The organism is Sphaerisporangium viridialbum, from assembly GCF_049674955.1.
Classification (GTDB): Bacteria; Actinomycetota; Actinomycetes; order Streptosporangiales; family Streptosporangiaceae; genus Sphaerisporangium; species Sphaerisporangium viridialbum.
On record NZ_CP187232.1, the window covers coordinates 3,844,269 to 3,865,044 of the forward strand.

Consider the following 20,776-nt stretch of genomic DNA (forward strand, 5'->3'; position numbering starts at 1 on the left):
GGCAGGGCGGCGTACGGAGCTGAACCGACGCATGGGAACGCGTCAAGGATCGGACAGGACGTCAGCGCCCCGTTGACACCCTTGACATACCGGTCGTAGTTTCACGTTACTTATCCGGTTCAGCGCCTTCCCGAAGGAGGGTCGAGTGTGAACGACAGTCCGGCGGTCGCGGCGGCCACCATTTCAGGAACGCACCTCGGCATCGCGCCGTCCGGCCTCAAGGGCTGACCTTCGAAGGAGAACCACGTGAGCATGTACCGTCCGCTGCACGACGGCTGGACCCTGACCGCCGTATCGGACGAGGTGGACATCGCCGGCATCCCGGCCACCGTCCCCGGCTGCGTGCACACCGACCTGCTCGCGGCCGGTCTCATCGACGATCCCTACCTTTCCGACAACGAGCACCGGCTCACCTGGATCGGCCGCACCATCTGGGCCTACGAGACGTCCTTCACCTGGCGCGCGGGGGCGGGCGCGGACCGCGTCGACCTGGTCTGCGACGGCCTTGACACCGTGGCGACCGTGATCCTCAACGGCGCCGAGGTGGCGGCCACGGCCAACATGCACCGGTTCTACCGCTTCCCTGTGCGCGACCTGCTGCGCGAGGGCGAGAACACGCTCCAGGTGCGGTTCGGCTCGCCGTACGCCTACGCCGCGCGGCGGCGGGCGGAGCTCGGCGACCTGCCCGGCGCCTACGACGAGCCCTACCAGTTCATCCGCAAGATGGCGTGCAACTTCGGCTGGGACTGGGGGCCGACCCTGGTCACCTCCGGAATCTGGCGGCCGATCGGCCTGCACGTCTGGAGCGGCGCCCGCCTGTCCGCCGTACGCCCGGTGGTGACGCTCGACGGGCGCGACGGCCGCGTGGAGGCGCACGTCACGGTGGAGCGCCCGGCCGAGATCCCCCTGGTCGTGACCGCGTCCGTGGCGGGCGCCCGCGCCGAGGCCCGGCTCGCGCCGGGGGAGCATGAGGCCGTACTGGAGCTGGCCGTGCCGGAGCCGGACCTGTGGTGGCCCCGGGGGTATGGCGGGCAGCCGCTCTACCCGCTGACCGTGCGCCTGAGCGAGGCCGCCGAGGGCGGCGGGGTCCTGGACGAGTGGACCAGGGACGTCGGGTTCCGGTCGGTCCGGCTCGACCGGGAGGACGACGCCTTCACGATCGTCGTCAACGACGCGCCGGTCTTCGTCAGGGGGGCCAACTGGATCCCCGACGACTGCTTCCCCACGCGGATCACCCCCGAGAGGCTCGCCCAGCGGCTCGGGCAGGCGTGCGAGGCCAACCTGAACCTGCTGCGGGTCTGGGGCGGCGGCCTCTACGAGAGCACGGACTTCTACCACCTCTGCGACCGGCTCGGGCTGCTGGTCTGGCAGGACTTCCCCTTCGCCTGCGCGGCCTACCCCGAGGAGGAGCCGTTCGCCTCCGAGGTCGAGGCCGAGGCGCGTGACGCGATCGCGCGCCTTTCGCCCCACCCGAGCCTGGTGCTGTGGAACGGCAACAACGAGAACATCGAGGGCTTCGCCGACTGGGGCTGGCGCGACAGGCTCGACGGGCGGACGTGGGGCGCCGGGTTCTACTACGACCTGCTGCCCCGGCTGGTCGCCGAGCTGGACCCGGCCCGGCCGTACTGGGCGGGCAGCCCGTACTCCGGCGAGCCCGACGCGCCGCCCAACGACCCCGCCCGTGGCACCGTCCACATCTGGGACGTGTGGAACCGTGAGGACTACCTGCGCTACGGGGCGTACCGTCCCCGGTTAGTCGCGGAGTTCGGCTTCCAGGGCCCGCCCGCCTACGCCACGCTGCGCCGCGCCCTCGGCGACGACCCGCTGACCCCGGACTCTCCCGGCGTGCTGCACCACCAGAAGGCCCTCGACGGCAACGCCAAGCTGCTGCGCGGCCTCGGCGACCACCTGCCGGCGCCGGCGACGTTCGACGACTGGCACTACCTGACCCAGCTCAACCAGGCCCGCGCCATGGCCTTCGGCATCGAGCGCTTCCGCTCGCTCGCGCCGTACTGCATGGGCACGATCGTCTGGCAGCTCAACGACTGCTGGCCGGTGGTCTCGTGGGCGGCGGTCGACGGCGACGCCCGCCGCAAACCCCTGTGGTACGCGCTGCGCCGGGTCTACGCCGACCGGTTGCTGACCATCCAGGACTCCTCGGTGGTCGTGGTCAACGACGGCGCCGAGGCGTGGGCGGGCGAACTGTCGGTGGTCCGCCGCGACCTGACCGGGGAGCCGCTGGCCGAGGGGACGTTCCCGGTCACCGTCCCCGCGCGCGGCACCCTGCCCGTACCCCTCCCCGGCGCGCTCACGACGGCCGCCGACCCCGCCAAGGAGGTGCTGACGGCTCGGCTCGGCGACCAGAGCGCCCTGAGGTTCTTCGCCGAGGACCCGGAGGTGGCCTTTCCCGAGGCGGAGTTCGACGTGGCGGCCGAGCCCGTGCCCGGCGGGGTGCGGGTGACCGTGACCGCGCGGACGCTGGTGCGCGAGCTGGCGTTGTTCCCCGACCGGCTCGACCCGGCCGCCGAGGTGGACGACATGCTGGTCACCCTGCTCCCGGGCTCCTCCGCCACCTTCCTCGTACGGGCCCCGGGGGAGCTGGACCTCGCCGCGCTGACCTCCTATCCGGTGCTGCGCTGCGTCAACGAGGCCCCTCATTCCCAGGGCTGAACCGATTAAGCACCCCCTGGATGTCCCGTCGCCCGGCGGAGCCACGCCGGAGGGGCCCGGCCTGATCGGGCGAAGCGGGTGGTTAGCACGCCTTCCACCCGTGGCCGACTACTCTTGACGGGGCAGGCACACCTACGTGAGAGAGATCATGAAGACCTTCGAAGAGCTGTTCGCCGAGCTTTCGGACAAGGCGCGCACCCGCCCCGCGGGGTCGGGCACCGTCGCGGCCCTGGACGCCGGCGTCCATGCCATCGGCAAGAAGGTCGTGGAGGAGGCCGCCGAGAGCTGGATGGCGGCCGAGCACGAGTCCACCGACCGGGCGGCGGAGGAGATCTCCCAGCTCCTCTACCACGTGCAGGTTCTCATGATCGCCCGAGGCATCGGGCTCGACGAGGTCTACAAGCATCTGTAGGCCGGTCCTTCCGGCCTGCGTGACCGACCTCGTCCTCTCCGATCCGAAGGAATACCTACAAGCCATGCTCCGCCTCGCCGTACCCAACAAGGGCGCCCTCACAGAGGCCGCCCAGACCATACTCAAGGAAGCGGGCTACCGCCCGCGCAAGGACTCCAAGGAGCTCGTGGTCGTCGACCCCGACAACTCCTGCGAGCTGTTCTTCCTGCGTCCCCGCGACATCGCCGTCTACGTCGGCGAGGGCACGCTGGACGTCGGCATCACCGGGCTCGACATGCTCTTCGACTCCGGTGCCCCCGCCGAGGAGATCATGCCGCTGGGGTTCGGCGTCTCCACCTTCCGATTCGCCGCCGGCGCCGGCAGGTTCTCCACGGTCAAGGACCTTGAGGGCATGCGCATCGCCACCTCCTACGCGGGCCTGCTCGGCAAGTACCTCGCCGAAATGGGCGTCGAGGCCAGGGTGATCAAGCTCGACGGCGCGGTGGAGACCGCGATCCGCCTCGGCGTCGCCGACGCCGTTGCCGACGTCGTCGAGACCGGCACCACCCTGCGCAACGTCGGCCTGGAGGTCTTCGGCGAGCCGATCGCCCACTCCCAGGCCGCTCTGATCAAGCAGGTGGGCGCCGTGGAGACCAACGGGGTCCAGCAGCTGATCAGGCGGTTGCAGGGCGTGCTGGTCGCCCGCGACTACGTCATGATCGACTACGACATCCGCGCCGAGCGCATCGACGAGGCCATCGCGATCACGCCGGGCATGGAGGGGCCCACGGTCTCCCCGCTGCACCGCGAGGGCTGGGTCGCCGTCCGCGCCATGGTGCCCCGAAAGGGCCACCAGCAGGTGATGGACCAACTCTGGGAGATCGGCGCCAAGGCCGTCCTGGCCACCGCCATCTTCGCCTGCCGCATCTGACTTTCCGCCCTCCGCCCACTTCCCTCCCATCGAAGGGGTCAAGGGGCGGCACGTCCTCACCGCCTTTCGAGGAGAGCGGCCGGCTCCGCCGTCCGCGCCGAAGAGCGCTTGGCGGCGGCCGGGGGAGGAGGGAAGGTTGGCTCATGGGTGACTGGCGGCATGCCCGGTTGATCGCTCGGGTTTACGACTTCGGCGTCGAGCGTGAGCGGCTCGGACGGATCGGCGGCAGACTGCTGTGGGGAGCGGACCTGGGGCGCTTCTACCGTAAGGTCGGCGGCCTGCGAACTCTGGTGGACGGTGGTCTGGTGCTCGATGTCCCCTGCGGGGGAGGCATCGCCCTGCGCGGCCTGCCGAAGGACGGTTCCTACCGCTATGTGGCGCTCGACCTGTCCCCGGTGATGCTGCGGCGGGCCCGGGCCAACGCGCGGCGACACCGGCTGCGGACGATCGGATTCGCGCAGGCGAACGTGATCGCGCTGCCGCATCGGGAGGGCTGCTTCGATCTGTGCCTCAGCTACTTCGGCCTGCACTGCTTTCCCGATCCGCCGGCGGCTCTCGCCGAGATGGCTCGCGTCCTGCGGCCGGGCGGGCGGCTGGAGGGAACCGCGGTCGTGCGCGGGAGCGGCCTGCGGCAGGACGTGGCGATCTCACTGTTCCAGCGGAGCGGGACCTTCGGGACGGTGGGAACGGCCGTGGAGCTGGCGTCCTGGCTCGCCGCGGCCGGGCTTGACGAGATCAGCGTCGACCGTGACGGCGCGGTCGCGTTCTTCTCCGCGCGGCGCGCCCGTATGAGGGCGGGACGAGGCTGAGAACAGGCCGGTGTCCTTGCGATTCGCGTGCCTGGCCGGATCGGCGTCGGGCAGCCGGTGGCGCGGCCTGGATCGTCGCGCCTGGTGTGCCTACTCGGTGCGCAGGCCCTCCGGCCGGGTCAGCCGCCACAGAGTCGGCAGGCTCAGCCCGGTGACCAGCAGCACCACGGCGGCGCCGAGCCCGGTCGACAGGCCGACCACCGACCAGTCGACGGAGGCCGGCATGCCGACCATGCGCTGCAGCACCATCCCGAGGCCCAGCCCGAAGACCGCCGCGAGGATCAGCCCTATCGCGACCGGTATGAGGGTCTGCCAGAGCACCGACCATGTCAGGGAGCTGCGCCGGGTGCCGACCGCGACCAGCATCGCCAGCAGCCGGCGTCGTTCACGCAACTGCTCCAGGGTTCCGACCAGCATGCTCGCGGCGATCAGAAGGAGGGTCACCACGATCCCGATGTAGAGGCCACGCCGGATGTTGGTGAACCTTTTCGCCTCCTCGGTGGCCGACAAGGTGCTGACCGACCCGAGCGGATCGATCTCCGCCACCGTGTTGCGCAGCCGCTCCAGCGCGTCGGGGTCATCGGGGTCGAGGCCGACGAACGCGGTGCTGGTGATCCCGGACAGGGCGGCCCAGTCGATGGCGCGCGGAGTGGCCAAGATGGTGTCGCGGAGGCTACCGGAGGGGTCTGTGCGTGCCGCTACGGTCCTGGTGCCGGATGGCAGCGTCCACGGTGAAGTCTCGGCCCCCACGGTCACTCGGGTGCCGGGGCGGAAGGCGTCATCCGGCGTCGCGTCGCCCGGTCTCGTCCGGGCGAGGAACACATCGCCGTCGGAGCACTTTCCGAGGCCGGCGAACTCGGCCAGCGAGGCGCAGTCGCCGATGCGCACCTCGTCGAAGGAGGGCTGCCGTTCGGCGCCCGAGTCGACGGGGGATTCGGGCGTGACAGGCGCCACGAGCGTCCAGGTGGTGCCGGTCACCCCTGTGGTGGCGCGCAGGCGGGCCGCTGACCGCTCGGGATCGGGCGTCCTGGAAATCCATACCAGCGCCTGTGCCCGGGTGACGTCCTGCCCGGTCTGCTGGACGAACTGATCCCGTACCGGGATGAACAGCATCTGCAGGCCGATGGTGCCCGCGACCGCGACCGCGATTCCGTTGACCAGACGGGCCGACGTCGCGCTGTCGAGTTGCAGCCGGCGGATGGCGAGTTGCCAGCCCACCGGGCCGCCGCGCAGCCGCCGTACGGCAAGGTCGATCAGCCAGGGGAGCAGCGTGATCGCGCCGACCAGCAACAGTACGGCCCCGGCGGCGACCTGGTAGTCGGTGGCGGTGCCGCTCGCCGCGCTGAACCCGTCCGCCATCGGATAGAGCATGGCAAGGCCGGCTCCGGGCAGAAGCAGCCGCCACCAGAGCCGGCGGCGGGCCGGGGTCGCCCGCCGCGTCACGCCGAGAGGTTCGATGGCGACGCCCCGCAACGCGATCATGCTCACCACGACCGCGACCGCGGGCACCGCCAGCACGATCGCCACGACGAGCGGGAGAGCGGGACGCACGTCCCCGGCGTACACGCTGATGTCCCAGAGGGTGACCAGTGGCACCACCTGGCGACCGGCGAGGAAGAGCGCGCCACCGGCGGCGAGGCCGAGCAGCGCGCCGACCATCGCCTCGCCGGCGGCGATTCGCCGGGTCATCCGCCGGTCGGCGCCGATCAGCCGGAGGGCGGCCAGCCGGCGGTCGCGGCGCTCACCGCCGAAGCGCACCGCGGCGCCGAGGAAGACCGCGATGGGCAGCAGGAGCACGACGAAAGCGATCACTACCAAGAGAGTGAGGGTCGGCCCCAGCGCCTCGCCAGGCGAGCCGTTGCCGCCGAACGCGTTGATCCGGCTCACCCGGTCGGCGGGAAGCACGTCGCGGTCGCCGCCCAGATAGAACGCGAGCTCACCGGGACCGGCGAGACCCTCGTCCGCGATCGTCCCGATGACGCGCGCGCCGCCCAGCCGGGGGGCGAACAGGCGACCGTCGGGCGAGTCGAGCAGCTCCTTCAACGCCGGTGAGACGATCACCTCGCCGGGCCGGGGAAGCACCGCGACGCCCGGCGGGGCCGGCGCCCGCGGACCCTCGGGGCGGAGGAGCCGTCCGCGCACCGGCTCGCCGCGGAAGGGCATGTCGATGCGGGCGACCAGGATGGTGTCGGCCGCCGCGGGGATCGGCTTGCCGAGCCGGAGTTCGTCACGGGCGTCGGTGCGGACGTGCCGGGCCTGCAGCGCGCCGGGCACCGCGGCGGCCAGCAGGAGCAGCGCCACGCCGATGCCCACGCCGACGGCGGTGAGCACCGCGCGCGTCCAGCCGTCACGGCCGCCGGCGAACGCCAGCCGGGCGCCGAGCGACACGTCCTTCATGCCCGCGAACCTGCTCGGAGCCGAACCGTCATCGGCCGCGCCCATGTGATCGACGCGCACGCTCACAGTGCCCTCTCCAGGTCGCGGGTGCGGCCGTCGCGGACCACGACCTCCCGGTGGGAGTAGCCCGCGACCCGCGGCTCGTGGGTAACCAGCACCACCGCGGCACGGGTGTCGCGTGCGGCCTCGGTCAGCAGCCGCATCACCCGTTCGCCGTTGAGCGAGTCGAGGGCGCCGGTCGGCTCGTCGGCGAAGATCACCTGTGGGCTGGTGACCAGGGCCCGGGCGACGGCCACGCGCTGCCCCTGGCCGCCGGAGACCTCGCCCGGCCGCTTGCCGGCCACGTCGCCCATCTCAAGCCGGTCCAACCACTCGGCGGCCCGGCGCTCCGCGTCTCGGCGGCGGACCCGTTCCATACGCAGCGGAAGGGCCACGTTCTCCAGGCAGGTGAGTTCCGGCACGAGCTGACCGAACTGGAAGACGAAGCCGAACCGGGTGCGGCGCAGAGCGCTGCGCTCGGCGTCGGACATCGCCGACATGTCCCGGCCCTGGTAGCGCACCCGCCCGGAGTCCGGCCGCACGATGCCGGCCAGGCAGTGCAGCAGAGTCGACTTCCCCGACCCGGACGGACCCATGATCGCGACGACCTCGCCGGCTCTCACGGCCAGCGAAGCACCGTCCAACGCGGGGGTCGGCCCGAAGGACTTGCGAAGGTCCTCGGCGACCAGCAACGGCGTCTCCGTCATCTCCGCACCTCCTTCGCCAGGTCGTCGAGCCGGGCGGCCGTGAGTTCCAGCCAGCGCAGGTCGGCTTCGAGATGGAACAGCGCATGGTCGCAGATGAGTTGCTCCGCCAGGTCGCCGGAGGCCTTGCGGCTGGTGAGCTCGCGCATCAGCCGCAAATGCTCGGCGCGCTGTACGTCGAGCAGATCGGCCGCGGGACGGCCGGTCAGTACCGCCAGCACCACCTTGGTGTAGAGCGTGTTCTGCAGATACGGCTCTGGCTTCTCCGCGGACGCCAGCCACCGCTCCACGTCCGTGACCCCGGCCGTGGTGACCGCGTACCGCTTGCGCTCAGGCCCTTCGCCCGGCTCGATGCCGTCGAGCTCGACGAGGCCGTCCTTCAACAGCCGCGACAACGTGGCATAGACCTGGCCGAAATGCAGCGGCCGGGTATGGCCGAACCGGTCGTCGTACGCCCGCTTGAGGTCGTATCCGTGACGGGGCCCCGACTCCAGGAGACCGAGGAACGTCTGTCCAATCGACATGCCAGAGACTATACACACCGCGTATACCTTGAGTGTCTACTCATGGCCATGGGGTCCATCACCTCGGATCCGCCACCGCTGCGGGGGCGTTCGAGGCCGGGCCTCATCGACTACGACATCCGCGCCGAGCGCATCGACGAGGCCATCCTTCCGCCCTCTTCGTTTTCGTTCACACCGAAGAGGCCAGGGGTCGAGTCCTCTGGTTCCACAAGATCGGCCGCCGTTTCCGCTGCCCGGAACCGGCCTTCCTCCAGCCGAAGCCGAAGTACAAGGATCAATACCAGCGCGGAGTCGGCTCCTGCCGCGTCGAACCATCCGGCGTGCGTTGTCGACGTCCGGGTCCCTTCAGAGCTCTCACGCCGGCCTGGCGAGTCGGGCGAAGGAGAGCACGACGACGGTCGACAGCAGCCAGCCCAGCAGGCTCGCCACGTTCAGAAGCGTGGAGGCCAGCGTGCCCGCAGGGGTGCGCGTTTCGGGGTACCACGTGGCGCGCTGGCCCAGCGAGATGAGCGGGATGACTGTGTCGACCGTGTAGAACAGCGGGTCGAAGCAGCGCACCTGCCCGTCCCCGCACGGCCCGGGACGGGGGGCCTGCCTCGCCGGGGTGGCCGTACGGTCCTCCAATGCTCCGACCGCATCCACGGTAACCAGTCGGCCGTCCACCGCGTAGACATTCCCGCGCGGATCGGAGGCCCGGAGCGTTTGCTGCACCGTGGGGTTGAGCATCATGATCGCCACCGAGACGAGCAGGGCGCTCAGCAACCACAGCACTCTGCCCGGCCGGTAACCGTAGCCGACGGTGAGCCCGTAGAGCAGGTCGCGGGCGTCCCTGATCAACCGGCCAGGTGAGCGGCCACCCGGCGGCGCCGCCCGCCTGGCCTGCCGCCGCTGCTCGATGAGCAGCCGTTCGCCCTCCACCGGGTGGCCGTGCTGGCGGAACACCCTGGCCGCCTGCTCGTAGGGGCCGGCATCAAAGGGGGACATCTCGCGTAGCCAATCGCGACGGGCCCGCCAGTCCCAGGCACCGTCGAACCGGTCGTAAACGAATCCCGCGATCGCCGAGTCTCGCGGCCACCTCGCCGGGTCGTCGGTGAGCACCGTGGTGGACGCGCCGGTCAGGTCTACCAGGGGCGGGATCTCCGCCCAGCGCAGACGCATGCCGCCGCGTGCCGTGGCCGACATCGCCTCGATTCCTCCGGCGAAGGTGCCACCTTCGCAGTCGAGCCGTCCCTCCACCGTGCATCTGTTGAGCAGCACCCGGCCCTCGGCGAAGAATCCGCCGGCCAGCGATATCGATCCCCGGACCACCACGCGCTGGAGCGAGAGGGCCTCACCACCCGGATTGCGCAGTTGAGCTCGGTGAGCATCGAGGATGCCACCGATCGTCCCGGAGCGGAACCTCAGCCTGCCGCCGGTGGTCTCCACACCGCGCAGGTCGACCGCGCTGTCGACGACCACGCCCTGCGCGGCGATGAGCGACCCCTTCTCGGGCTGACTCCATCTGGTCCCCCGGAGGGTGAGGTCGCCCTTGATGTGCGCCCCTGCCAGCCGCAGTGTGCCCTGGACCGCGACCCCCTCCTCGATGAGGAGGCCGGACCGTACTGCGGCGTTGGTCAGGTCGAGGGCGCGTCCTCCACCGACCATGAACTCGCATCCCCTGTGGATCCGGATATCGCTGAAGGAGCCCATCGAAAGGTCCAAACCGCCATGAATGTCGCACTCGCCCTCGATGCTGAGGTCCCCGCCGACGAAGAGCCCGGGGGCGCTGATAGCGGTTCCGCCGCTGCGCCTGCTGGCGTACCCGGCGCCCGTGACTCCCTCGATGGGCTCGAAGGTGGCGTTACGGATCAGGAAACCCCCGGAGATCCGGGCGTTGCCCAGGCCGATGCGGCCACGGATCAGCGGGCGGCGTCCCGTCTGGTCGTCGATGAGAAAGACGCTGCCGCCGATTTGCGCGTCACCCAGGTCGAGGGCCAGCCCGCGGTCAGGACGGGACAGCCGGGCACCGGTCAGGTCAAGCGAGCCGCCCACCTGGACCCCCAGCAGTCGCATCCCGCCGCGCGCCTCAAAGCCGTGCAGCAGCCGGATCGTCCCCTTGATCCGCATCCGGTCCGCCTGAACCGCCCGCATCGTGGAGTCGATGACCGTGTCAGAACACAGCAGGCGTCCACCGACCTCCGACTCGCATAGCCAGAGGGCCGCGCAGCGGGATGTGCTCGCCGAGGTCCACAGGTCACCGGCAATGCGAGATCGTGACAGATCCAGGTCGCGGCGGACCCGCAGCCCATTGGCGAGGATGCCGGGCACCGTGCAGCCGTCGAACACCAGCAGGTGCAGGTCGGCACCCTCCAACTGGACGGGCCGGTCGAATACGCAGCGGATGAAACGGAGAGGGAAGAGAACCTCCATCCCGCCCAGGTCGAGATCGCCGCTGATCCTGGCGCCCTCTACAGTCAGGCCACGGGGATCGATCTCCTCACGGCCCCGCCGGCACAGCTGACGGACCAGGCGTCCCTCGACGACGAGTTCTTCGCCGTCCCCCGCCCGCAGGACCCGCCCTGCCGCGCAGGCCCGTAACAGAGCCACCTCATCGATCACGCTACTTGGCCTCCTGTAACTCTGCGAGAATCAGGGCCTGCCCGTCGCTGGGAACCACGGTCGGCCTCCCATTCCGGTTCCGCAGCCCGACCGGCGTCTCTCCTATCTTGCGGGGCCCAGGCCGACCTCGTCGCGGGCACCGGATCGGGGCGCACCTCTTTGGCGGCACGCTCGAACTCCTCCACAGGCTTGCCCGTGGCGGTCGAAAGCTGCTCCAAGATCTGTGAGAGCCGCGCTCCTTCTCTCACCGTCAGAGCGATCTTGCGATCTCGGTCTCGGAGAGGTCCTCGAAGTAGCGCAGCACGAGCATGGTCCGCTGCCGGGGCGTCAGCCGGCGAGGGCCGCCCGCATCACCAGGCGAAGGTCCACGATCTCGGCATGCCCCTCGCCGATCTGGTCGGGCAGCCATCCGGTGGCCACTTCCGCGACGCGGGAACGTCGTCGCCACCAGCTCACCTGCTCGTGGTACATGACGCGGCGGACGTAACCCTCGATGGCCGCCGGGTCGCGCAGACCGCGCCACTTCGCGGCCGTCTTCGCCAGCGCCGACTGCACCAGGTCCTCGGCGGCGTGCCGGTCACCGGTCAGCAGGTAAGCGGTACGGAACAGGGCCCCTGATCGTTCGATGACGAACTTCCGGAAGTCCGCCTCAATTCCTGGATCCACCCGTCCTCCTTACTGTGTCATCAAGCAAGGACGTGGGCAGGACGTCGATCTATGCCGCCATGGCCGCGGGTTCCGGTGAGGACGGGCCCTGGGCAGGACACTGGGGCCCTTACGATCAGCGCGCTCCTCGAATGGGGAATCGGTGGCTTCACGGGCGAGTTCGTCTGTCTTTCGTCACCGTGGGGGCTGACTGACAGGGCGGGGGGTTGGGAAGTGTCCTGATAGCCGCGGCGAGGGGCTCTCGGCTGTTGTCGTGTTCCAGGAGGTGATCGGGATGCTCAGCAGCATTCTCGGGGCGCGGCTGCGCTGGTATCTGGCCGACGGGTGGGTGTTCGACCCGGTCATCGTGGGGCCCGACGTCATCGAGTACACCTTGAAAGAGGGTCCGCACGCGGGACGGCATGCCATCCAGTGGACGTACTACCAGCGGGTGGCGCCGGGAATCGAGACCACGGCCTGGTACGAGGAGAGCGGCGCGCTCGTCCATGTCACGTGGTACCTGGAGACGCAGACGTCGCACCGCTTCGCGGCGATCCCGGCGTGGCTGGCCGCGGATTTCACCGTCTATCGCGGCGACAACCAGGACCCGGCGTTCGTCGAGAAGATCAGGGGGCTTGCGTCGCAGGGTCAGGACTGGCCCCGGCGCATCCTGGATGACGACGGCTATTTCGAGGTGCTCTAGCGCTTGTCTAGGCGTTGTCTCGGGCCGCGACGAGGGGTATCAAGCCCTCCCGGCACCCCCTTGACGGCGCAAGCGAGTGTTGCCCGCCCAGCCTGTAGTTCCTCTCCGGGGGGCGAGGGATGTGGCCCGCTTGACGGCGCAAGCGAGTGTTGCCCGCCCAGCCTGTAGCTCCCCCAGGGGCGAGGATGTGCCTGGTGCCGCTTTCAGTTGGTCGCGGCGCTGGGTGGGCGGTAAATGGGTGTCGTCGGCGCGGTCTGTCGCTTTCCGCGAGCGGCGAGAGGCACGCGATCTGGTGGCGAACCTCTTCAGCCCGTCCCCCCTCAGCGGGGGAGGGGGCGAGGTGCCTGGGCGAAGGACCAAAAGCGGATGACAAATGTCATTGTCAACAGCGGATTCGCGGCACTGAGGATCTTGCTCGGCTTTCCCTACCGTTGAGGACATGAACGCCATAGCGCTTGCCGACGTGAGCAAGAGTTACGGTGAGGTGCACGCCGTGAACGGCCTGAGCCTCACCATGGAGCAAGGGCGCACCGTCGCCCTCCTTGGTCCGAACGGGGCGGGCAAGTCGACGACCATCAACATGTTGCTCGGGCTCATCCGGCCGACCGCCGGTGAGATCCGGGTCTTCGGCCGCTCCCCGGACGAGGCGGTCGCGCGCGGGGAGATCGGCGCGATGCTCCAGGAGGGGACACTGATCCCCGAGCTCACCGTGCGGGAGCTGATCGACTTCATCCGGCGCCTCTACCCGGCCCCGCTGCCGCTCGACCAGGTGCTCCAGATGGCCGATCTGACCGATCTGGCCTCCCGGCGTGCCGGCAAGCTCTCCGGCGGGCAGAGCCAGCGGGTGAGGTTCGCCCTGGCCATCGCGGGGGCGCCCAGGCTGCTCGTCCTCGACGAGCCGACCGCCGCGATGGACGTGGAGTCGCGCCGGGCCTTCTGGGGAAGCATGCGGACCTACGCGGCGCAGGGCCACACGGTCCTGTTCGCCACCCACTACCTCGAAGAGGCCGACGAGAACTCCGACCGCGTGATCGTCGTCGCCAGGGGCAAGGTCGTGGCCGACGGTACGGCCGCGCAGATCAAGGCGGGTGTCGGCGGGAGCGCGGTCGGGTTCTCGCTCGGCGGCCAGTCGGCGGCCGGGCTCGACGCGCTGCCGGGGGTCACCGGCGTCGAGATCGTCTCGGGCACGGTGACGCTGCGCACGGCCGACGTCGACGCCACCGTGGCCGCGCTCTACCGTAAGACCACGCTGGACGTGCGCGGTCTCCAGATCAACGGGGTCGATCTGGAGGACGCCTTCCTCGCCCTCACCCAGTCCGCGGAGGCCTGAGCCATGCTGAACTACGTCAAGCTCGAAGCCATCCGGATGCTGCGCAACAAGCGCTACATCATCTTCGTCGTGGCGTTTCCCGTCGGCTTCTACCTGCTCTACTCCAACCTCTGGGGTGGCCAGGTCGACGAGGCCACCGGGGTGCGGGCCAGCGTGATCCTCATGGTGTCGATGGCCGCGTACGGCGCGCTGGCCGCCTCCATCATGTCGACCGCCGTGCCGTGGTCGCAGGAGCGGCAGAGCGGCTGGCTGCGCCAGCTCCAGATCACCCCGCTGCCGAGCTGGATGATCATCGTCACCAAGCTGATCTCGTCGCTGCTCCTGGTGCTGCCCGCGCTGCTGCTGGTCGTCCTGGCCGCGGTGGTCACCCAGCACGTCTCGCTGACCGCCGGGCAGTGGGCCGCGCTGATCCCGATCATGTGGGTCGGGACGATCCCGTTCGCCGCGCTCGGCCTCATCATCGGCTCGCTCGTTCCGCCGGACACCGCCCAGCCGCTGGCGATCATCGGGATGTTCGGTCTCGCGCTGCTCGGCGGCCTGTGGTTCCCCGTCGACATGCTGCCCGCCACCATGCGTACCATCGCCCACGTGCTTCCCTCCTACGACTACGCCGACATCGGGTGGGAGATCGTCGCAGGCCACGCGCCGCCCGCGTCGGCGGTCGCCGGCATCCTCGGCTGGGCGGTCGCGCTGTGCGGCCTGGCGGTCTACGCCTACCGCAGGGCGACGGTACGGGGCTGACCGTGAGCCGTCTGGGCGAGATCTTCACCTTCGGCGGGACGGAGGAGAGGCCGTCCCGTTGGAGGCGCCTCATGGGCATGTCCTTCGGGCTGGTCTACCTGTTCTACCCGCTCGCCGACATCACCTCGGGGAGCGTCACCGGCTTCAAGGCGTACGCGGAGGTCGCCGCGCTGGTGGCCTTCGTCGCGTCGTACATCGCCACCGTGATGAGCCCGAAGAACTACGGTCAGCCGGGCCGCTGGACGCTGCCGCTGCTCGGCCTGACGACGCTGATGGCGATCGTGTTCCCGTTCCTCTTCGGAGGCGGGTGGCTGGCGTTGCCGATCTACGTCACCGTCGTGATCAGCATGGCCCTGCCCCTGCGGGCGGCACTGGCGGGAATGGCCGGAATGATCGCCGTCGTGCTCGTCGGCGGGCACTTCACCGGGGCCGACGGCGGCACCATCTCGCTTCTGGTGCTGCAGGTCATCACCCTCGGGGTGCTGTTCATGAGCGTGCGCAACACCCGGGTCCTGGTGGTCCAGCTCCATCAGGCACAGGGCGAGGTGGCGCGGCTCGCGGCAGGTGAGGAACGCCTTCGCATCGCTCGCGACCTGCACGACCTGCTCGGGCACAGCCTGTCGCTGATCGTGCTCAAGAGCGAGCTGGCCGGGCGGCTCTCCGAGCAGGGCTCGCCCAGGGCGGCCGACGAGATCCGTGACATCGAGTCCGTGGCGCGGCTCGCCCTTCAGGAGGTGCGCGAGGCCGTCACCGGCTACCGCCAGCGCGGGCTGTCGGAGGAGTTGGACAACGCCCGCGCGGCGCTGGACGCCGCCGGGGTGGCCGTCACCGTCCGCATGGCGGGCACCCCGCTGCCCGACGTCCTCGACGGCCTGTTCGGCTGGGCCGTGCGCGAGGGGGTCACCAACGTCGTACGGCACGCCAGGGCGAGCAGGTGCGAGATCACCGTGTCGTACGACGACGGCGGGGCGGCCCTGGAGATCGCCGACAACGGGCCCCACGCCGGGCCGTACGAGCCGGGAAGCGGGCTGTGTGGGCTGGCCGAGCGCGTCGAGGCGGCGGGCGGCTCCGTGGACGCCGGGTCGCGTCCGGAGGGCGGCTTCCGCCTCCGGGTGCTGGTGCCGGTCGCCGTAGACTCACCGGCCTGACATTCGGCCTTCGCGACATTTCAGGAGATTTGATGATCAGGGTCGTTCTCGCCGAGGACCAGGCGATGGTCAGGGGAGCGCTGGCCTCCCTGCTCGGCCTGGAGCCCGACATCGAGGTCGTCGGCGAGGCCGCCAACGGCGAGGAGGCCGTGGCCGTCGCGCTCTCTGCCCGGCCCGACATCGCACTGCTCGACATCGAGATGCCGCTGATGGACGGCATCGCGGCCGCGGCGCGGATCTGCCAGGAGGTGCCCGGCTGCCGCGTGATGATCCTCACGACCTTCGGCAGGCCCGGCTACCTCCGCAGGGCCATGGAGGCGGGCGCCTCGGCCTTCATGGTCAAGGACAGTCCCGCGAGGGAACTGGCCGCCGCCATCAGGCGCGTGCTCGCGGGGGAGCGGGTGATCGACCCCGCCCTGGCCGCCGCCGCGCTGAGCGCCGGGCCGAACCCGCTGTCCCAGCGCGAGCGGGACGTCCTCGGCGCCGCGGTCGACGGCTCCACGATCGGCGACATCGCCCTGCGCCTCCACCTGTCGGAGGGCACCGTCCGCAACTACCTGTCCTCCGCCATCCAGAAGACCCACGCCCGCAACCGCATCGAGGCCGTCCAGCGCGCCCAGTCCCAGGGCTGGCTCTGACCGTACGGGATCCTCTGCTGACCGGCCCCTCCTGGACAAGGCGGATGAGAGGCTGCATATTGCTCTCTGGCGTCGTCCACCGTCGGGGGGTAGGCACATGACCGTCACCGTGCGCGCTGTACGGCCGCCGGAGCCGCACGATCTGGAGCATGCCTGGCGCGCCGTGCGCGAGCTCCTCGCGCCGACTTCCGTGGTGCCGTCGAGTCTGGCGCCGGGCGCGCTTCTGAAGCTGGAGACCTCGCAGCCGACGGGGTCGTTCAAGGTCAGAGGGGCGCTGGCGGCCCTGGCCGCGCTGCCCGAGGGGATGGCCGCGGTCACCGCGAGCGCCGGCAATCACGGACTGGCCATCGCCTACGCCGCGTCACGGGCGGGCGCCGAGGTCACCGTGGTCGTCGCCGAGACCGCCTCGCCCGCGAAGGTGGCGAAGATCGAGTCATACCCGGTCACGCTCGTCCGGCACGGCACCCTTTTCGATCACGCCGAACGGTACGCGCTGACACTGCCGGGCCACTACATCTCCGCCTACAACGACCCGCGTGTGATCGCCGGGCAGGCCACCATCGGCAGGGAGCTCGACGAGCAGGTGACGGGCCCGCTGACGGTGGTCGCCCCGCTGGGCGGCGGTGGGCTCCTGTCCGGGCTGTGCCTGTGGGCGCGCGAGCGCGGCGACGTACGGATCGTGGGCGTGGAGTCGAGCGTGTCCCGGGCCGTCTCGGCCTCGGTCGCCGCCGGGCGGATCGTCCGCCTGGAGATCGGCGACAGCATCGCCGACGGCATCACCGGCAATGTGGAGGCCGGCTGCGTGACGCCCGGCCTGCTCGGCGCGGGGCCGGTGGAGCTCACCTCGGTGACGGACTCCGAGATCCGCGCGGCCCTGCGCTGGCTGTTCACCGCGCACGGGCTGGTCGCCGAGGGCGCCGGGGCCTGCGGAGTCGCCGCCGTGCTGGCCGGCAAGGTGGAGATCGGCGGACGCCTCGTCGTCGTGCTGTCCGGCCGCAACATCACCCCAGGCACCTACGCGGAGGCGCTGACCAACGACTGACAGTGAGGATGTAGGTGAGCGCGTCCCGGCGGGTTCTGACCCGGCGACCGCGACTGAACAGTGAGGATGTAGGCAAGCGCCTCCGCGCGCGATGACCGTACCGACACCGCTTCACGCAAGGAGAACGACAGTGACTGACGTACTGACCGTCACCCGCACCTTCGCCGCGTCCCGTGAGCTCGTCTACGAGGCGTGGACCCGGCCGGAGCACTTCTCCGTCTGGTTCGGCACCGAGGCCGTCGACGTGCCGCTCGACACGCTGTCGATGGACGTGCGGGTCGGCGGCGCCTGGAACGCCGTGATGCACCTGCCCGACGGCAACAAGATCCAGTGGGTCGGCGAGTACACCGAGGTCGGCCCGCCCGAGCGCCTGGCCTTCACGATGAGCGACGACCCTTCGAACCCCGCGCGCGTGCCAGTGGTCGTGGTGCTCGCGGAGGTCGACGGAGGCACCGAGATGACGCTCACCCAGACCGGCAGCGGCTTCACCGAGGAGCAGCACGCGCGGACGGTGGCCGGCTACAACGGCTTCTTCGACGCGATGGAGAAGCTGCTCGCCGCGCAGGCCTAGCCGAGGTCTGCCGAGGACACGGGGCCTCGGCAGACCGCCAGGCCGCTCGGTCAGTTCGGGATCCGGTGGGTCCTCACCTCGTCGAGGAAGGCGGTCCATTCGCCGGGGGGGAAGATCAATGCGCTTCTGTGGGGGTATTTGGAGTCGCGCACCGCGACCACGTCCGGCAGATTGGTCGCCACCTCGACGCACATGCCTCCGTCATCCCCTGACCGGCTCGACTTCCGCCATCTGGCCTGGCTCAGATCCATTTGCGCACCGCTTCCTCGATCACCTTCAGGGACAGGGATTGGGAGTGGGCCTCGCCCCGGATGGCGTCGTATCGGTTGACAAGCTTCGCGATCAGGCCTCTTTCGTCCACCGTACGGCCGTGCGGCTGACCCTCCACATACACCGTATAAGGGACGCCTCGCATTTCCGCTATGCCGAATGCCCCTAGTAATCCCGCCCCCGCTTTGGCGCCGTACGGAACTATCTGAATGGTGACCTTGGGGTGCCGAGCCATCTCCATCCTCGGCCGCCCAGTCGCGGAAATGTTCCGGCACCGGTGGCGGTGGTGGCCAGGCTTCCATGTAGAGCCCGAGCATGACGCCGTCGAGGCGGAAGGCCCGGTCACACAGTCGCGCGAAACCCTCTGTGGGGTCGCGCTTCAGCGTCTCCACCATGCCGATCATGCTCTCGGAGAATCCGATTCTCCGGCCGACCTGTGCCTGGGTCAGCCCCGCGACGAGACGGTGCCGGCGTAGCTCGTACGCGAACCGTGCCGCCGCTGACTCTTCCGGGTCGATGTCGACCATTTTGCCCATCTGATCTCCTCGCATCCGCCGGCTGAATTTCGACCCCACCAACCCACCGATGACCCACCGGGACAGTGCTCTTTCGTGGGGGGAAGTGAATACTCAAGGTAGTCGGTCGTGTACACGATGGTGTGGCGAATTCCGCATCCGGCGGGCAGCGGAAAAGCGTCCCTACGACGTATATGACATGTCTGGCGCCGGTGGAGGAGAACACCGAAGGATCACGGAGGCGGTCGATGGCCGGCGTCAGAATGCGGGAGCAGTACCTGGAGATTCCGGCCCGGCCCGAGGCCGTGTTCCACGCGCGAAAGCACGTCAGGCGCGTGCTCGGTGAATGGGGGCTGGAAGCGCTCCTGGACACCGCCGAACTCGTCGCCTCGGAACTGGTGACGAACGCGGTCAAGGCGACGGCGGGCAGCGGCGCGCCGGCCCGAGGAGAGGTACCGGGCGGCGCTCCCGGACACATCTGGATCGACGTCCACCGGGCGGCGGATCTCGTCGTCCACCGGGCGGCGGATCTCGTCGTGCTGGAGGTGTGGGACGCGGACCGGACCCCTCCCGTGCCGAGGACCGCCGCGCCGGACGACGAGGGCGGGCGCGGCCTTCATCTGGTGGACGCCCTCGCGCGGAACTGGGGCTACCGTCGGCCGGTCACCGGCGGCAAGGTCGTCTGGTGCACCCTCGCTTGATGGATTCGTCCTTCTGGCCGGCGGTCTTCTCAGCGGGAGGTCGGCTGGATGCCGGCCACGTGGCGGATCAGGTCGCCGACGTGGACCACGCCCATGCAGCGTCCCACCTCGTCCACCACGACCAGGTCGTCGTACACGCGGGCGGCGTCCTTGCCCGCGAGCTGCATGGCGGCTATGGCGGGGGTGGTCTTGGGGACGACGCGCGGCGGGTCGGCGAGGCGGTGCGCGGGCTTCTTGGCGTGCAGGGCGTGCCCGTACGGCCCGGCGATGGACAGCAGGAAGCGGCTGCGCTCCACGCTGCCCCGCGGCCGCTGGTACTCGTCGACCAGGATGACGCTGGTGATGGAGGGCTCGGTGCCGAGGGCGTCCACCACCTGCTCGGCGGTCGCGCCCATGTCCAGGGTCACCGCGGGCATGAGGAACTCCTGGACGCGCGGTCCCAGCTCGATCACCGAGGGCTGGGGGTCGGACGGGGGGACCGGCAGGGGCACGTGCACCCGGCCTTGCGAGGGACGCCAGTCCAGCGGGGCGAGCAGCGGTCCCTGGGCGAGCCTGATGCCCCAGCCGCGCAGCGCGGCGAGCTGGGCCTCGTCCCGCACCTGCGGGGCCAGCACGTGGATGCCCATGCCCTTGGCCATGCGGGCGACGGCCTCGCCCAGCGCGTTGCGCCGTACGTCCCCGGGGATGCGGTCGACGAGGTCGGGCGACAGGACGGCGGCGTACGGCGACACGTCGGCGATCAGGTCGAGGGGGACGTGGGAGGTGCCGACGCCGCCCACGGCCACCAGGTAGCCGATGGTGCGCAGGCCGTCGATGCCGACCAGCAGGGCCCGGCGGTCCTCTGGCGCGAAGCTCCCCGAGATGACGAGTATCACCTCGCGCGGGCGCCGCTTCGTGGCACGCATCGCCTCGTGCAGCGAAGCGAGGGCGGCTGAGCCCTCGATCACGACCCCGGAGGCCACGGTGAGGACGAGCGGCAGCAGCGCCTCCTCGCGCGCGGCGGCGTAGGCCGAGGCGATCGTGGGCGAGATGTCGCGGGAGACGCCGGTGGGGGACACCTCGGCGGTGGCCTCAACGGCGATCACGCCGCCGGTGTCGAGGTCGACGATGGGCAGGAAGGTCGCGGCGCCGCCGGAGGCCGGCAGGGCTCCGTAGGCCCCGGTGGTGGCAGTGGCGGGCGCCGGGGGTGAGGCGGCCGTAGAGGTGGATCGGGGGACCGTCACACACGGATTGTCCTGCGGCTTCAGTGGTGGCAGCGGCCGCCAGAAGCGGAATTCACTGACATTTCCGCATCTGTTGGATCGGGGTCCTTCTTTACAGGAACCCGCAAACAACGTAACCGATCGTAATCAAGATCCCGGCCGCTCCCGGGGTCCCCGGCCCGGCCGCTCTCAGGGTCCCGGTACGGC

21 protein-coding genes and 1 pseudogene are annotated in these 20,776 nt (G+C 70.4%); 12 read left to right on the forward strand and 10 right to left on the reverse strand.

What is annotated here, in order from left to right; all coding sequences use genetic code 11:
• Positions 1–246 precede the first annotated feature (246 nt).
• The 4 genes from ACOZ38_RS16920 (at position 247) to ACOZ38_RS16935 (ending at position 4,801) form a co-directional block, all read left to right on the forward strand.
• Positions 247–2,670 (forward strand): glycosyl hydrolase 2 galactose-binding domain-containing protein, encoded by a 2,424-nt coding sequence (locus ACOZ38_RS16920; protein ID WP_424531706.1) that lies wholly within the window; start codon positions 247–249, stop codon positions 2,668–2,670.
• Positions 2,671–2,818: 148 nt separating this feature from the next.
• Positions 2,819–3,082: a phosphoribosyl-ATP diphosphatase gene (locus ACOZ38_RS16925; RefSeq protein ID WP_248961442.1), complete on the forward strand. Its 264-nt coding sequence runs from the start codon at positions 2,819–2,821 to the stop codon at positions 3,080–3,082.
• Between the two features lie 64 nt (positions 3,083–3,146).
• Positions 3,147–3,992 (forward strand): ATP phosphoribosyltransferase, encoded by an 846-nt coding sequence (hisG, locus tag ACOZ38_RS16930; RefSeq protein WP_405147878.1) that lies wholly within the window; start codon positions 3,147–3,149, stop codon positions 3,990–3,992.
• A 167-nt stretch (positions 3,993–4,159) separates the two neighbouring features.
• Entirely contained in the window at positions 4,160–4,801 is a 642-nt protein-coding gene (locus ACOZ38_RS16935; protein WP_424531709.1) for a class I SAM-dependent methyltransferase, read from the forward strand.
• Positions 4,802–4,891: 90 nt separating this feature from the next.
• On the opposite strand, the gene ACOZ38_RS16940 is transcribed toward ACOZ38_RS16935, so the two are convergent.
• The 6 genes from ACOZ38_RS16940 to ACOZ38_RS16965 all read right to left on the reverse strand — a co-directional run bounded on the left by ACOZ38_RS16940 (position 4,892) and on the right by ACOZ38_RS16965 (position 11,729).
• Complete coding sequence (locus ACOZ38_RS16940) at positions 4,892–7,264, reverse strand: FtsX-like permease family protein (RefSeq protein ID WP_424531710.1); 2,373 nt, start codon at positions 7,262–7,264, stop codon at positions 4,892–4,894.
• Positions 7,261–7,944, reverse strand: a complete 684-nt coding sequence (locus ACOZ38_RS16945) for an ABC transporter ATP-binding protein (protein WP_405147882.1) — start codon at positions 7,942–7,944, stop codon at positions 7,261–7,263. Before ACOZ38_RS16945 ends, ACOZ38_RS16940 begins: the two co-directional genes overlap by 4 nt.
• Entirely contained in the window at positions 7,941–8,465 is a 525-nt protein-coding gene (locus ACOZ38_RS16950) for a PadR family transcriptional regulator (protein ID WP_424531711.1), read from the reverse strand. The genes ACOZ38_RS16945 and ACOZ38_RS16950 overlap by 4 nt, the downstream gene beginning before the upstream one ends.
• Positions 8,466–8,819: 354 nt before the next feature.
• A complete protein-coding gene (locus ACOZ38_RS16955; RefSeq protein WP_424531712.1) occupies positions 8,820–11,063 on the reverse strand; it encodes a hypothetical protein in 2,244 nt (747 codons plus the stop codon).
• 250 nt (positions 11,064–11,313) lie between these two features.
• Positions 11,314–11,373, reverse strand: coding sequence for a hypothetical protein (locus ACOZ38_RS16960; RefSeq protein WP_424537033.1), 60 nt, complete (start codon positions 11,371–11,373; stop codon positions 11,314–11,316).
• Positions 11,374–11,390: 17 nt separating this feature from the next.
• On the reverse strand, positions 11,391–11,729 hold the full coding sequence (locus tag ACOZ38_RS16965; RefSeq protein ID WP_424531714.1) for a sigma factor: 339 nt from the start codon (positions 11,727–11,729) through the stop codon (positions 11,391–11,393).
• A gap of 274 nt (positions 11,730–12,003) precedes the next feature.
• Between ACOZ38_RS16965 and ACOZ38_RS16970 the strand changes: the two genes are divergently transcribed.
• From ACOZ38_RS16970 to ACOZ38_RS17000, 7 genes are all read left to right on the forward strand, one after another.
• Positions 12,004–12,411, forward strand: a complete 408-nt coding sequence (locus tag ACOZ38_RS16970) for a phenolic acid decarboxylase (protein ID WP_424531716.1) — start codon at positions 12,004–12,006, stop codon at positions 12,409–12,411.
• A gap of 439 nt (positions 12,412–12,850) precedes the next feature.
• The gene (locus tag ACOZ38_RS16975) at positions 12,851–13,741 is read left to right on the forward strand and encodes an ABC transporter ATP-binding protein (protein WP_424531717.1); all 891 of its coding nucleotides are present in this window, start codon (positions 12,851–12,853) and stop codon (positions 13,739–13,741) included.
• Positions 13,742–13,744: 3 nt separating this feature from the next.
• Positions 13,745–14,482: an ABC transporter permease gene (locus tag ACOZ38_RS16980; RefSeq protein WP_424531719.1), complete on the forward strand. Its 738-nt coding sequence runs from the start codon at positions 13,745–13,747 to the stop codon at positions 14,480–14,482.
• A 2-nt stretch (positions 14,483–14,484) separates the two neighbouring features.
• Positions 14,485–15,630 (forward strand): sensor histidine kinase, encoded by a 1,146-nt coding sequence (locus ACOZ38_RS16985; RefSeq protein WP_424531721.1) that lies wholly within the window; start codon positions 14,485–14,487, stop codon positions 15,628–15,630.
• A 32-nt stretch (positions 15,631–15,662) separates the two neighbouring features.
• Entirely contained in the window at positions 15,663–16,268 is a 606-nt protein-coding gene (locus ACOZ38_RS16990) for a response regulator transcription factor (RefSeq protein ID WP_424531722.1), read from the forward strand.
• A gap of 97 nt (positions 16,269–16,365) precedes the next feature.
• Positions 16,366–17,310 (forward strand): threonine ammonia-lyase, encoded by a 945-nt coding sequence (locus tag ACOZ38_RS16995; RefSeq protein WP_424531724.1) that lies wholly within the window; start codon positions 16,366–16,368, stop codon positions 17,308–17,310.
• A gap of 130 nt (positions 17,311–17,440) precedes the next feature.
• Positions 17,441–17,881, forward strand: a complete 441-nt coding sequence (locus ACOZ38_RS17000) for an SRPBCC family protein (RefSeq protein ID WP_424531726.1) — start codon at positions 17,441–17,443, stop codon at positions 17,879–17,881.
• 50 nt (positions 17,882–17,931) lie between these two features.
• On the opposite strand, the gene ACOZ38_RS17005 is transcribed toward ACOZ38_RS17000, so the two are convergent.
• The 3 genes and pseudogenes from ACOZ38_RS17005 to ACOZ38_RS17015 form a co-directional block, all read right to left on the reverse strand.
• On the reverse strand, positions 17,932–18,132 hold the full coding sequence (locus tag ACOZ38_RS17005; RefSeq protein WP_424537034.1) for a DUF397 domain-containing protein: 201 nt from the start codon (positions 18,130–18,132) through the stop codon (positions 17,932–17,934).
• Positions 18,123–18,386, reverse strand: a complete 264-nt coding sequence (locus ACOZ38_RS17010) for a Scr1 family TA system antitoxin-like transcriptional regulator (protein ID WP_424531728.1) — start codon at positions 18,384–18,386, stop codon at positions 18,123–18,125. The genes ACOZ38_RS17005 and ACOZ38_RS17010 overlap by 10 nt, the downstream gene beginning before the upstream one ends.
• A gap of 91 nt (positions 18,387–18,477) precedes the next feature.
• A pseudogene (locus ACOZ38_RS17015) lies at positions 18,478–18,702 on the reverse strand (helix-turn-helix domain-containing protein); the annotation flags it as partial.
• A 212-nt stretch (positions 18,703–18,914) separates the two neighbouring features.
• Between ACOZ38_RS17015 and ACOZ38_RS17020 the strand changes: the two are divergent.
• A complete protein-coding gene (locus tag ACOZ38_RS17020) occupies positions 18,915–19,367 on the forward strand; it encodes an ATP-binding protein (RefSeq protein WP_424531730.1) in 453 nt (150 codons plus the stop codon).
• Between the two features lie 29 nt (positions 19,368–19,396).
• On the opposite strand, the gene ACOZ38_RS17025 is transcribed toward ACOZ38_RS17020, so the two are convergent.
• Positions 19,397–20,590, reverse strand: coding sequence for an EAL domain-containing protein (locus tag ACOZ38_RS17025; RefSeq protein ID WP_424531732.1), 1,194 nt, complete (start codon positions 20,588–20,590; stop codon positions 19,397–19,399).
• Positions 20,591–20,776: the final 186 nt, after the last annotated feature.

What these genes read in the sequence shown, in the direction of transcription:
- ACOZ38_RS17020 (WP_424531730.1), top strand. Translation starts at nt 18,915, where the DNA reads ATGGCCGGCGTCAGAATGCGGGAGCAGTACCTGGAGATTCCGGCCCGG.
- ACOZ38_RS16990 (WP_424531722.1), top strand. Translation starts at nt 15,663, where the DNA reads ATGATCAGGGTCGTTCTCGCCGAGGACCAGGCGATGGTCAGGGGAGCG.
- ACOZ38_RS16980 (WP_424531719.1), top strand. Translation starts at nt 13,745, where the DNA reads ATGCTGAACTACGTCAAGCTCGAAGCCATCCGGATGCTGCGCAACAAG.
- ACOZ38_RS16995 (WP_424531724.1), top strand. Translation starts at nt 16,366, where the DNA reads ATGACCGTCACCGTGCGCGCTGTACGGCCGCCGGAGCCGCACGATCTG.
- hisG (WP_405147878.1), top strand. Translation starts at nt 3,147, where the DNA reads ATGCTCCGCCTCGCCGTACCCAACAAGGGCGCCCTCACAGAGGCCGCC.
- ACOZ38_RS16945 (WP_405147882.1), bottom strand. Translation starts at nt 7,944, where the DNA reads ATGACGGAGACGCCGTTGCTGGTCGCCGAGGACCTTCGCAAGTCCTTC.
- ACOZ38_RS16970 (WP_424531716.1), top strand. Translation starts at nt 12,004, where the DNA reads ATGCTCAGCAGCATTCTCGGGGCGCGGCTGCGCTGGTATCTGGCCGAC.
- ACOZ38_RS16950 (WP_424531711.1), bottom strand. Translation starts at nt 8,465, where the DNA reads ATGTCGATTGGACAGACGTTCCTCGGTCTCCTGGAGTCGGGGCCCCGT.
- ACOZ38_RS17010 (WP_424531728.1), bottom strand. Translation starts at nt 18,386, where the DNA reads ATGGCTCGGCACCCCAAGGTCACCATTCAGATAGTTCCGTACGGCGCC.
- ACOZ38_RS17005 (WP_424537034.1), bottom strand. Translation starts at nt 18,132, where the DNA reads ATGGATCTGAGCCAGGCCAGATGGCGGAAGTCGAGCCGGTCAGGGGAT.
- ACOZ38_RS16975 (WP_424531717.1), top strand. Translation starts at nt 12,851, where the DNA reads ATGAACGCCATAGCGCTTGCCGACGTGAGCAAGAGTTACGGTGAGGTG.
- ACOZ38_RS16925 (WP_248961442.1), top strand. Translation starts at nt 2,819, where the DNA reads ATGAAGACCTTCGAAGAGCTGTTCGCCGAGCTTTCGGACAAGGCGCGC.